The 11,952-nt window shown below is 70.9% G+C and carries 11 protein-coding genes; 1 reads left to right on the top strand and 10 read right to left on the bottom strand.

Annotated elements, in window-relative coordinates:
• The 10 genes from pdxT to pgsA all read right to left on the bottom strand — a co-directional run bounded on the left by pdxT (position 1) and on the right by pgsA (position 9,595).
• Positions 1–624: a pyridoxal 5'-phosphate synthase glutaminase subunit PdxT gene (gene pdxT / locus ACFYUV_RS05340; protein ID WP_387665108.1), complete on the bottom strand. Its 624-nt coding sequence runs from the start codon at positions 622–624 to the stop codon at positions 1–3.
• Positions 625–669: 45 nt separating this feature from the next.
• Entirely contained in the window at positions 670–1,866 is a 1,197-nt protein-coding gene (locus ACFYUV_RS05335; RefSeq protein ID WP_387665106.1) for an MFS transporter, read from the bottom strand.
• Between the two features lie 9 nt (positions 1,867–1,875).
• The gene (locus ACFYUV_RS05330) at positions 1,876–2,310 is read right to left on the bottom strand and encodes a MarR family transcriptional regulator (RefSeq protein WP_352361412.1); all 435 of its coding nucleotides are present in this window, start codon (positions 2,308–2,310) and stop codon (positions 1,876–1,878) included.
• A gap of 87 nt (positions 2,311–2,397) precedes the next feature.
• Positions 2,398–4,080, bottom strand: a complete 1,683-nt coding sequence (locus tag ACFYUV_RS05325; protein ID WP_387665104.1) for an alkaline phosphatase D family protein — start codon at positions 4,078–4,080, stop codon at positions 2,398–2,400.
• A gap of 191 nt (positions 4,081–4,271) precedes the next feature.
• The gene (gene pdxS, locus ACFYUV_RS05320) at positions 4,272–5,189 is read right to left on the bottom strand and encodes a pyridoxal 5'-phosphate synthase lyase subunit PdxS (RefSeq protein ID WP_352322555.1); all 918 of its coding nucleotides are present in this window, start codon (positions 5,187–5,189) and stop codon (positions 4,272–4,274) included.
• A 112-nt stretch (positions 5,190–5,301) separates the two neighbouring features.
• Positions 5,302–6,306 (bottom strand): DUF3048 domain-containing protein, encoded by a 1,005-nt coding sequence (locus ACFYUV_RS05315; RefSeq protein ID WP_387665102.1) that lies wholly within the window; start codon positions 6,304–6,306, stop codon positions 5,302–5,304.
• A gap of 79 nt (positions 6,307–6,385) precedes the next feature.
• On the bottom strand, positions 6,386–6,928 hold the full coding sequence (locus ACFYUV_RS05310) for a hypothetical protein (RefSeq protein ID WP_357703256.1): 543 nt from the start codon (positions 6,926–6,928) through the stop codon (positions 6,386–6,388).
• Positions 6,929–6,960: 32 nt separating this feature from the next.
• The gene (locus tag ACFYUV_RS05305; protein WP_387665098.1) at positions 6,961–8,091 is read right to left on the bottom strand and encodes a glycosyltransferase family 4 protein; all 1,131 of its coding nucleotides are present in this window, start codon (positions 8,089–8,091) and stop codon (positions 6,961–6,963) included.
• On the bottom strand, positions 8,088–8,996 hold the full coding sequence (locus ACFYUV_RS05300; RefSeq protein ID WP_364340912.1) for a phosphatidylinositol mannoside acyltransferase: 909 nt from the start codon (positions 8,994–8,996) through the stop codon (positions 8,088–8,090). Before ACFYUV_RS05300 ends, ACFYUV_RS05305 begins: the two co-directional genes overlap by 4 nt.
• Positions 8,993–9,595, bottom strand: a complete 603-nt coding sequence (gene pgsA, locus ACFYUV_RS05295) for a phosphatidylinositol phosphate synthase (protein WP_358285727.1) — start codon at positions 9,593–9,595, stop codon at positions 8,993–8,995. The genes ACFYUV_RS05300 and pgsA overlap by 4 nt, the downstream gene beginning before the upstream one ends.
• A 163-nt stretch (positions 9,596–9,758) precedes the next feature.
• Here pgsA and ACFYUV_RS05290 point away from each other — a divergent pair, with 163 nt between their 5' ends.
• Positions 9,759–11,909, top strand: coding sequence for an elongation factor G-like protein EF-G2 (locus ACFYUV_RS05290; protein WP_387665095.1), 2,151 nt, complete (start codon positions 9,759–9,761; stop codon positions 11,907–11,909).
• Positions 11,910–11,952 lie beyond the last annotated feature (43 nt).

The following is an 11,952-nucleotide window of genomic DNA, read 5'->3' as shown; positions in this document are numbered from 1 at the left end:
CTAGAGCTCCCTCACCATGTCTACGAAGTAACGGTGCACGCGCGTGTCCCCGGTCAGTTCGGGGTGGAACGAGGTCGCGAGCAACGGCCCTTGACGGACCGCGACGATCCTATCCCCAGGCTCGGCCGTGCCCAGCACCTGAACGTCAGTGCCGATCGATTCCACCCACGGAGCACGGATGAACACAGCGTGTACGCGTTCGCCCGCGAAGTCCAGGTCCGACTCGAACGAGTCCACCTGGCGGCCGAAGGCGTTGCGCCTGACCACCATGTCGATGCCGCCGATGGTCTGCTGGCCCTCGATGCCGTCCTCGATGCGGTCGGCCAGCATGATCATGCCGGCGCACGAGCCGTAGGCGGGCAGGCCCTCCTTGATCCGCATCCGCAGCGGTTCCAGCATGTCGAAGGTGTCGGCGAGCTTCCACATGGTGGTCGACTCGCCGCCGGGGATCACCAGGCCGTCGACCGCGTCGAGCTCGGCCGGGCGGCGCACGGCGACGGCCGACGCGCCGGCCTCCTGGAGCATGCGCGCATGCTCGCGCACGTCCCCCTGGAGAGCGAGTACACCGATCGTGGGCACAGCGATCCTTCCGTTAAGGTCCGGTTTCCGACAATTCAACACCATGATGGCCCGGCATCTTCCTACCAGAGCACTCTGGCGTAAAAGCGGTCAGGCGGCGGCCTGGACGGCGTCCACGCGGGCCAGGGCGCTCAGGTGGTGGCGGCGGGCGTACAGGAAGGCCATGCCGATCGCGCAGCAGGCGGCCCCGACGACGTAGGGGACGGCGATGCCGATCTCCTCGCCGAGCTTGGTCGCGACGAACGGCGCCAGCGCGCCGCCCATCCAGCGCACGAAGTTGTACCCGGCCGAGGCGACGGGCCTCGGGGCGTCGGAGACCTCCATGGCCGACTCGGTGAAGACGGTGTTGTTCAGCCCGATCGGGATGCCGGACAGGACGGTGAACACGATGATCCCGGCGTGCGCCCCGGCCGTCCCCGACACGGCGATGCCGACCTGGAAGAGCGCGAGCAGGCCCAGGGCCAGGTGCAGCACGTTCACCGAGCCGATCCCGCGCTGCAGCGGCGGCGCGCCGAACACCGAGGCCAGCGCCACGCAGACGCCCCAGCCGAAGAACACCGCGCCGATGCCGTACGGCGACATGTGCAGGATGAACGGGGTGAAGGCGAGGATCGTGAAGAAGGCGAAGTTGTAGAACAGGGCGGTGAAGGCGGTCGTGGACAGCCCGCCGTGGGCCAGGGCCCGGATGGGGGCGCTGAGCCTGGTCTTGACCGCGGGCCTCGGCCCCGTCCTGAGCAGGGTGGCGATCAGCACGAAACCGGCGGCCATCAGCGTGGCGGTGCCGAAGAACGGCGCCCGCCAGTTCCAGTCGCCGAGCAGCGCGCCGACCAGCGGGCCGGCCGAGATGCCGAGACCGAGCGCGGCCTCGTACAGGATGATGGCCGACTCCGCGCCGCCGCTGGCCGCGCCGACGATGACGGCCAGCGCGGTGGCCACGAACAGGGCGTTGCCGAGACCCCAGCCGGCGCGGAAGCCGACGAGCTCGGCGACGCTGCCGGAGGTGCCGGCCAGCGCGGCGAACAGCACGACCAGCGCCAGCCCGGCCAGCAGCGTGCGCTTGCCGCCGATGCGGCTGGAGACCCAGCCGGTGATCAGCATGGCCACGGCGGTGACCAGGAAGTAGCTGGTGAACAGCAGGGACACCTGGCTGGGCGTGGCGTGCAGCCCTTGGGCGATGGAGGGCAGGATGGGGTCGACGAGGCCGATGCCCATGAAGGCCACGACCGCGGCGAACGCGGTGGCCCAGACGGACATCGGCTGGCGCAGGATTCCGCCGCCGGTTTGCATGTTGTCCCCTTACTGGGTGGTTCTGTCGATGCCGAGCTTGGCCAGGACGGGCAGGGCCGCCGCGAGCACGTCGCGCTCGTCGTCGGTGAGCGCGGCCAGGTCCTGGGCGAGGCGGGCGATCCTGGCCCGGCGCACGGCGTGCAGCCGGTCGCGGCCCTCGCCGGTGAGCTCGACCGTCCTGACGCGGGCGTCGGCCGGGTCGGAGCCGCGCGCCACCAGGCCCGCGTACTCCAGCCGGTTGATCTGCACGGTCATGGTCGGCAGCTGGACGGCGTGCTCCTCGGCCAGCTCGGTCATCCGGCGCGGGCCGTGTTCGAGCGAGCCGAGCACGGCGTACTGCTGGGTGGTGACGGGCTGGCCGGCGCTGGAGCGCCGCAGCAGCAGGACCAGGTGGCGCAGCACCTTGGAGACCTGCTCGGCCATCTGGGTGGGATCGTCCCTCATACTTAGCCCAACTAACTTAGTCTGGCTAATATTCCGGGCGAAGAAAAGGCGGCGTCCCAGCCCCCGGGGACGCCGCCTGCCTCAGGGCTACGGGCGTTCGGTCTCCAGCCGGACGGTGTCCTCCACCGTCACCTGCTTCCTGGCGCCGATCGCCGGGTCCAGCGGCCGCAGGTACGTCTGCCGCACCCCCGGCACCCGGTCCTCCACCACGAACGTCGCCCGCGTGTACGCCTGCGCCCCAGGCTCGCGCACCTGCGGCACGACCTTGAAATCGGCCGTGAGCAGGTCGCGCTCGATCTTCGTCAGCACGTATCCGCGCTGGTTGTTGTAGAACTTCAGATGCGGGTTGATCGTCAGGTACGGATGCGTCGCCGGGTCGGAGTCCGCGCCGTCGCCGCCCGTGGTGATGGAGGTGGCCACGAGTTCCGAGCCCACGGTGGGCCCGGTCGGGTCGTCGTAGTCGAGCTTGAGGTCGCTGGCCCAGTGGGCGTGCACGTCGCCGGTCAGCACCACCGGGTTGCGCACCTCGGCGTCCACCCAGCCCTGGGTGATGCGCCGGCGGGAGGCGACGTAGCCGTCCCAGGCGTCCATTGAGGTGATCTTGGCGGGGCCGGCGTTGTTGTCGCGCTGGGCGAAGAACACCTGCTGGCCCAGGATGTCCCACTGGGCGCGTGAGCGGTGGAAGCCGTCGATCAGCCACTGCTCCTGCGCCGCGCCGGTGATCGAGCGCGCCGGGTCCACGGCGGCCGGGCAGTCGCGGTAGCCGTCGCCGCAGCCCTGGTCGTCGCGGTACTGGCGGGTGTCCATCATGTGGAAGGTGGCCATCCTGCCCCACCGGATCCGCCGGTAGAGCTGCATGTCGATGCCGCGCGGGATCGACGTGCGGCGCAGCGGCATGTTCTCGTAGTAGGCGCGGAAGGCGGCGGCGCGGCGGGCCAGGAAGTCCGGCTGGGGCACCTCCGGCTTCTCCGGCACCTCGTCGGCCCAGTTGTTGTCCAGCTCGTGGTCGTCCCAGACGACCAGCCAGGGCGCGGCGGCGTGCGCGGCCTGCAGGTCGGGGTCGGCCTTGTACTGGGCGTGCCGCTGGCGGTAGCCGGCCAGGGTCTCGGTCTCGGGGCCCTCGTGGTCGCGGACGTTGCCGCCCGGGATGGTGTAGGTGTCCTTGGTGTACTCGTACTGGTAGTCGCCCAGGTGCAGGATCAGGTCCGGGTGCTCCTCGGCCAGCCTGCGGTAGGAGGTGAACCAGCCGTGCTCGTACTGGGCGCAGGAGACGAAGGCCATCGACAGCGCGCCGCCGTAGGACAGCGGGTGGGGGGCCGTGCGCGCCCGTCCCATGGGCGAGACGTACGGGCCGACGCGGAAGCGGTACCAGTAGTCCCGGTCCGAGCTCAGCCGGTCGACCTCGACGTGCACGCTGTGCCCCCACTCCGGCACGGCGACGGCCACCCCCGACCGGACGACGCGGCGCCCGCGCTCGTCGGCGTAGACCTGCCACTGCACCGGGAACGGGCGCTGCGGCATGCCGCCGAAGCCGTCCTCGGCCAGCGGGTTCTGCGCCAGCCTGGTCCACAGCACGAACCCCTCGTGGTCGGGGTCGCCGCAGGCCACGCCGAGCGTGAAGGGGTCGGTGGACAGCCCGCGCGAGGCCAGTGCCTGCGCGGTCTCTGCGGCGGGGTCCGGCTCGGCGCTCGCCGCGGTGGCGGGGATCGCGGCGGCGGCGCCCGCCGCCAGGCCGGTGACCAGGAAGTGCCGTCGGTTCAGCTGGGACACGGTGCGCTCCTCGGGACGATCAAGGGTGAGGGACGCCCGTAGCCTGACCGAGTCGCATGACAGGCCGGTGAACCGCGGACAACACGAAAGAGGCGACATCCTTCGCGAATGCCGCCTCTTACGAAGCTTTTCATCGTCACATGACGATCATGGACCTACGGCGGGCCGCCGACCTGCGACGACGCGCCGGTTCACCAGCCGCGCTCGGCCAGCCGGTGCGGCTGCGGGATCTCGTCGACGTTGATGCCGACCATGGCCTCGCCGAGACCGCGCGAGACCTTGGCGACGACGTCGGCGTCGTCGTAGAACGTGGTGGCCTTGACGATGGCCGCGGCGCGCTTGGCCGGGTCGCCCGACTTGAAGATGCCCGAGCCGACGAACACGCCCTCGGCGCCGAGCTGCATCATCATGGCGGCGTCGGCCGGGGTGGCGATGCCGCCCGCGGTGAACAGCACGACCGGCAGCTTGCCGTTCCTGGCGACCTCGGCGACCAGCTCGTAGGGGGCCTGCAGCTCCTTGGCGGCCACGTAGAGCTCGTCCTCGGCCAGCGTGGTGAGGCGCCTGATCTCGGCGCGGATGGTGCGCATGTGGGTGACGGCGTTGGAGACGTCGCCGGTGCCGGCCTCGCCCTTGGAGCGGATCATGGCCGCGCCCTCGGTGATGCGGCGCAGGGCCTCGCCCAGGTTGGTGGCGCCACAGACGAAGGGCACGGTGAACTGCCACTTGTCGATGTGGTTGGCGTAGTCGGCCGGGGTGAGCACCTCGGACTCGTCGACGTAGTCGACGCCGAGCGACTGCAGGACCTTGGCCTCGACGAAGTGGCCGATGCGGGCCTTGGCCATGACGGGGATCGACACGGCGGCGATGATGCCGTCGATCATGTCGGGGTCGCTCATCCTGGACACGCCGCCCTGGGCGCGGATGTCGGCGGGCACACGCTCAAGGGCCATGACGGCGACGGCGCCGGCATCCTCAGCGATCTTGGCCTGCTCGGGGGTGACGACGTCCATGATGACGCCACCCTTGAGCATCTCGGCCATGCCGCGCTTGACGCGGGCCGTTCCGGTGACGGGGGTGCTTTCAGGCGTGCTGGACACGGTCTTCCTCACGGGCTCTCAGGGCGGACGGTAAGTTATCAAACCCATCGTAGGTCCTGATGGACCCCTCCCCCGACATGCCACGATGTCAGGATTTGCCGCTCAACTTATACAGAACGGTCTATCAAGGGGTGACGGGCTTGCGGCTGGCGAGCGCGATCCAGACCTGGCCGGGGGCGAAGTTCATCGGCTCGCCGCTCTCAGTGGTGAACGTCGTACCGGTCTCCTCCGATTCCCGTTCCCAGTTGGCCGCGTAGGCTTTGCCGTCGCGCAGCACGACGGCCTTGCCCTTGCCGGTGGTGTGCACGAGCGGGGTGTAGCTCTGGTGGAAGTCGTGGAACTGCGAGCGCTCGGTCTTGGTGTACTGCACGACGATCGTGGGCGCGCCGAGCTGGCCGCCCTCGGCCGCCATGTCCTTCTTGCCGTCCTGCCAGATCAGCCACTGCTTCTTGGCCTCCGACCAGGCGAAGGTGAAGCGCGCCGCGGGCCACCTGACGGTGTACGACTTCTTGTCCACGCCGCCCTCGGCGGGCGCGTCGCCGAAGGTGAAGCCGATGTCCTTGGCCTCGGTGGCCTTGGGGGCGCCCGACAGCAGCTTCTTGGTGTTGGCGAACAGGTTGTAGGGGGCGTAGCGGCCCGGCTGGCGGAAGTAGGCGCCGGGGTTGCGGGTGTCGCCCACGTCGTACAGCGGGGCCTTGGCGATGAACGGCAACATCTTGGTCTGCGCGCCGGAGTAGGCGAACGCCGGCTTGCCGAACTGCGGGACGATGTGCAGGTCGGAGATGCGGGCGCTGCGCACCGGGCCCACCTTGGCCGGGATCTTCGAGGAGAAGATCGCCATGAGCCGGGTCAGGCCGGCCTCGACCTGCTCGACGTAGACGACGTCCGCGCTCTTGAGCCCGAGCTGGGGCTTGCCCGCGGCGGTGTTCTCGATCTTCACCGCGAGCACCGGCTTGAGCTCCTCGAAGGGCTGCCCGGTGAACGGGTGCCCCTCGGCCTGCTCGGTGGGCTCCTCCGAGGGGGCGGCGGTGGCCGCCTGCGGCGCCTTGCCGGACGCGGGAGGCTCGTCGGACGAGCAGGCCGCGACGGGCCCCAGCACGGCCGCCCCTGCCAGAGTCACCGAGATCATCCGGGATAGCCGCACCTTGCAACAACTCCTCGCCTTTGCCCAGAAATCGGGAGAAGCTTACCGGCCTCCCCACATTTGGTCATTCAGGCGACATAGTTGCGGGCGGATTGTCATCAATCTCGAAGAATTCCGGGAACTCGGTGTGACCGGCCAATCGCAGCGTCCTGGCCAGCCAGCGCCGCTGCGCCGTACGGGTGACTCCGACCGCGTTGTTGTAGAACCGGCGCGAATAGACGACCTTGGCAACCGCCGCGTCGAGCTCCTCCAGCAGGTCGCCGCCCCCGGGCGCCTCGGCCAGCTTCTCCCGGAAACGCTCCTGGTCCACCGCGGCCCGCAGGGCCCGCGACAGGTCGCTCTCGGCGTGCTCGCGCTCCTCGGGCCCGGCGATCCTGGCCTCGTGGGCGGCGGCCGCCAGCACCAGCGAGGTCGCGGGGTCGAGCAGGCGCGAGCCGGCCAGTTCGAGCACCACGGCCCGGCGCCGCATGAGCGCGGCGTCCAGCGCCTCGCGGGCCAGTTCGAGCCGGATGTGCAGGCGGTCGAGCCGGCCCGCGCGCCAGGAGATGTAGACGGCCGTGAGCACGACGACGATGCCCACGATCAGCACGATCATGGTGGATGTCACAGCGGTTCCCTACAGGAGCTCTCGGCAGGCGGTCACAGGTCTTCCTCCACCCGGCCCGCGCCGCCGGTGGTCACCGTCTCGTAGACGCGCACCACGTCGCGGGCGACCGTGGACCAGTCGTACTTCCTGACCGCCACCAGGGCCTCGGCGGCCAGTTTGGCGCGCCGCTCGGGCGCGTCGAGCAGCGCGGCGGCCTCGCGGGCGAGCGAGGCGGCGTCGCCGTTGGCGAACAGCGCGCCGGCCTGCCCCTCGCCCAGCACCTTGCGGAAGGCCGGGATGTCGCTGGCCAGCACCGTCGCCCCCGAGGCCATGGCCTCGGCCAGCACGATGCCGAAGCTCTCGCCCCGGGTGTTGGGGGCGCAGAACACGTCGACCGAGTGGTAGGCGCGGATCTTGTCGGCCTCGCTCACCATGCCGAGCACGGTGACCCGCTCGTGGAAGGGCTTGGGCACCTTGTCGTAGACGTCCTTGGCGTCGCCGGGCCCGGCGATGAGCAGCTTCAGGCCGGGACGCTCGGCGGCCAGGGCGTTGAAGGCGTCGAGCAGGATCGGCAGGCCCTTGCGCTCCTCGTCCATGCGGCCGAGGAAGCCGATCGTGGCGCCGTCGGGGCCCCAGCCGGGCAGCGGCTCGGCCTCGGTGTAGCGGGCCACGGTCACCCCGTTGGGGATCAGCACGGTGTCGCCGCCGAACTGCTCGACCAGGCTCTTGCGCGCCGCGTCGGAGACCGCGATGCGGCCGCTCAGCTTCTCCAGCGCGCTGCGCAGCAGCGGCTCGGCCACCGCGATGGCGCGCGAGCGGGTGAAGGAGGCGTGGAAGGTGGCCACGATCGGCCCCTTGGCCGCCCAGCAGGCCAGCACGCCGAGGCTCGGGATCAGCGGCTCGTGGATGTGCAGCACGTCGAAGTCGCCCGTACGCACCCAGCGCCGCACCCGCGCGGCCGACAGGAACCCGAACGACATCCGGGCCACCGACCCGTTGTAGGGCACCGGCACCGCCCGGCCGGCGCCCGTCACGTACGGGGGCAGCTCGTCGTCGTCGGCGGCGGGCGCGATGACCGAGACCTCGTGCCCCTGCGCCATCAGCGCCTGGGCCAGGTCGTCGATGTGCTGCTTGACCCCGCCCGGCATGTCCCAGGAGTAGGGGCAGACGATGCCGACCTTCATTTCGGCAGGTCCTCCAGCCAGAGCCGCTGCAACATGTGCCAGTCCTCCGGGTGCTCGGCGATGCCCTTCTCGAAGACGTCCGTCATGGCCTGGGCGACGGCCGCCACCTTCTCCTGCCGGGTGCCCTCGGCGGGCACCGGGATCTCCTCGTGGATGTGGATGCCCCAGTCGTCGCCCACGAAGTAGACGGTGGCCGGCAGCAGCGCGGCGCCGGTCTGGACGGCCAGCAGCGGCGGGCCTGCGGGCACCTTGGTGGTGGCGCCGAAGAAGCGCACCTCGATGCCGCTCTTGGTCAGGTCGCGCTCGGCGGGCAGGCAGACCACGCCGCCCTTGCGCACGCGGCCGGCGAGGGTGCCGAAGTTGTGGCCGTCGCCGCCGGTGAGCGGCAGCACCTCCATGCCGAGCCCCTCGCGGAAGGCGACGTAGCGCCGGAACAGCGACTCGGGCTTCAGCCGCTCGGCGACCGTGGTGAACGGGTGGCCGACGCCGACCAGCCAGGCGCCCGCCGCGTCCCAGTTGCCCATGTGCGGCAGGGCCAGCACCACGCCCCGGCCCGTGGCCAGGGTGTCGTGGATGTGCTCGGCCCCGATGACGTGGGTGCGCCGGACGATCTCCGGCCGCGGGATCGAGGGCAGGCGGAAGACCTCGTGGAAGTAGCGGAAGTAGGAGCGCATGCCGGCCCTGCTCAGCTCGCGCAGCTCCGCGCTGCCGGCGTCGATGCCGGTGACCCTGGCCAGGTTGGACTCCAGGCGGCGCACGGACTTGCCGCGCTTGCGCCACACCCGGTCGGCCAGGAGGCGGAAGACCGCCGCCGTGGGGCGCTGGGGCAGCAGCGGGACCAGTTTCCAGCCCGCCGCGAAGCCCGCCGCCACGATGCGGTCGCCGATGGAGGTCTTCTCGCTCATCGCTCCCTCGTCTGCCGGTGGACGTGCACGACCCGCTGCACGACGGTGATGGTGGAGGCCGCCGCCAGCAGCCACATCCCGAGCGGCAGCACGTACGGCACCCCGACCCCCGAGAAGAAGGTCGCGACCAGGGCCACGACCAGCCGTTCGGGACGCTCGGCCAGCCCCACGTCCGCGGTGAGCCCGAGGCCCTCGGCCCTGGCCTTGGCGTAGGAGACCAGGGACCCGGCGACGAGGCAGGCCAGCGTCACGCCGGCCATCAGCGTGTCGCCCCCGGCGACGAAGTACAGGATCAGGCCGGCGAAGATGGCGGCGTCGGCCACCCGGTCGAGCGTGGAGTCGAGGAAGGCGCCCCAGACGGTGCCCCCCTTGCCGCCCAGCCGGGCCACGACGCCGTCGAGCAGGTCGAACAGCACGAAGACGGTGATGAGCAGCGCCCCCCAGGCCAGCTGGCCCAGCGGGAACAGGAGCAGGGCCGAGATCACCGTGCCGAGGGTGCCGATCGCCGTGACGGCGTTCGGGCCGATCCCGCGGCCGACGAGAGCCCTGCCCAGCGGGGTGAGTATCCGGGTCATGGCCGGTCGCAGGAGTTTGAGCATCGCGGTCCGATCGTAGGCCATCACGTGAGCGGCCACTTTCTTTGCCCCGCACCCCTTGTGATATTCGCCACAGGGGTATTTGGTGAACACACCGCGTCCATGCGGTTCCTGACACCCTCCGCGCGGGCGCGGCGTTGGATGCACCGACGACGTGGGAGGCGAAGTGGCGGAAAGGAACTCCGGCGGGGCCATGGGAGCCGCGGGCAGGGCACCCACGGCCGACAGGGCGGACGCGATACGCAACGTCGTGCTGGTCGGCCACTCGGGAGCGGGCAAGACCACCCTGGTCGAGCAGCTGCTCGCGGCGACGGGCACCGTCCAGCGGCCGGGCCGGGTGGAGGACGGCAACACGGTCACCGACTTCGACGAGGTCGAGGTGCGCCAGCAGCGGTCGGTCAACCTGGCGCTGGCGCCGCTCGTGCACAACGGCATCAAGATCAACCTGCTCGACACCCCGGGTTACGCCGACTTCGTCGGCGACCTGCGCGCCGGGCTGCGCGCCGCCGACGCCGCCCTGTTCGTCGTGTCGGCCTCCGAGGGGATCGACGGGCTCACGCAGATGCTCTGGGAGGAGTGCGCCCAGGTCGCCATGCCCAGGGCGGTCGTGATCACCAAGATCGACCACCAGCGCGCCGACTTCGACGAGGTGCTGGCCACCTGCCAGGACGTCTTCGGCGACGGCGTCGCGCCGCTCTACCTGCCGGTGATCACCAACGGGCACGTCAACGGCCTGATCGGGCTGCTGTCGCAGAAGTTCTACAACTACGCGACCGGCGCCCGCACCGAGAAGGAGCCGGGCGCCGAGTACGAGGCGCAGATCGACGAGCGGCGCGGCGAGCTGATCGAGGGCATCATCCAGGAGAGCGAGGACGAGTCGCTCATGGACCGCTACCTGGCGGGCGAGCCCATCGACACCAAGGTCCTGGTGGACGACCTGGAGAAGGCGGTCGCCCGCGGCAGCTTCTTCCCGGTGCTGTGCAGCGGGCTCGGCGACGGCCACGCGGTGGGCATGACGGAGCTGCTCGAGCTGGTGACCCAGGGCTTCCCCTCGCCGCTGGAACACCCGATGCCCGAGATCACCGACCTGTCCGGCAAGCCGGTCGGCGGCATCGCGTGCGACCCCGACGGCCCGCTCGTGGCCGAGGTCGTCAAGACCACCAGCGACCCGTACGTGGGCCGCATCAGCCTCGTCCGCGTCTTCTCCGGCACGCTGCGCCCCGACATGACCGTGCACGTCTCCGGCCACGGCCTGGCCGACCGCGGGCACGAGGACCACGACGTCGACGAGCGCATCGGCACGCTGACCAGCCCCCTGGGCAAGACCCAGCGCCCGGCGGCCAAGGGCTCGGCCGGGGACATCGTGGCCGTGGCCAAGCTGTCGCGGGCCGAGACCGGCGACACGTTGTCGGAGGTGGACCGTCCGCTGCTGATGACGTCCTGGCAGATGCCCGAGCCGCTGCTGCCGGTGGCGATCAGGGCGAAGTCGAAGGCCGACGAGGACAAACTGGCCCAGGCGCTCGGCCGGCTGGTGGCCGAGGACCCGACGCTGCGCCTGGAGAACAACGCCGAGACCCGGCAGCTCGTGCTGTGGTGCATGGGCGAGGCGCACACCGACGTGCTGCTCGACCGCCTGGCCAACCGGCACGGCGTCGAGGTCGAGCGGATCGAGCTGCGGGTGCCGCTGCGCGAGACGTTCGGCGGCCGGTGCCAGGCGATGGGCCGCAACGTCAAGCAGACCGGCGGCCACGGCCAGTACGCGATCTGCCACCTGGAGGTCGAGCCCCTGCCCTCGGGCGGCGGGTTCGAGTTCGTGGACAAGATCGTCGGCGGCGTGGTGCCCCGGCAGTTCATCCCGTCGGTGGAGAAGGGCGTGCGGGCCCAGATGGAGCGCGGCGTGGTGGCCGGCTACCCCATGGTGGACGTGCGCGTCACGCTCTACGACGGCAAGGCCCACTCGGTCGACTCCTCCGACATGGCCTTCCAGATCGCGGGCCAGCTCGCGCTGAAGGAGGCGGCCTCGAAGGTCCCGACCCTGCTGCTGGAGCCGGTGGACGAGCTGTCGGTGCTGGTGGCCGACGACCACGTGGGCTCGGTGATGTCCGACCTGTCCTCGCGGCGCGGGCGCGTGCTCGGCACCGAGCCGGTGGGCACCGGGCGCACGCTGGTCAAGGCCGAGGTGCCCGAGCTGGAGATCACCCGCTACGCCATCGACCTGCGCTCGATGTCGCACGGCACCGGGACGTTCACGCGCACGTTCCTGCGCTACGAGCCGCTGCCGCCGAACCTGGCGAGCAAGGTGGCGGCCACCGAGTAAGGGGTACGGACTGAGCGGCGCTGAGCCGGGAGGGCGGCATGTC

This window comes from Nonomuraea sp. NPDC003560 (assembly GCF_042878785.1).
Taxonomy (GTDB): domain Bacteria; phylum Actinomycetota; class Actinomycetes; order Streptosporangiales; family Streptosporangiaceae; genus Nonomuraea.
The sequence above is the reverse complement of the archived record's forward strand: the minus strand, read 5'-3'. Positions and strand labels throughout refer to the sequence as shown.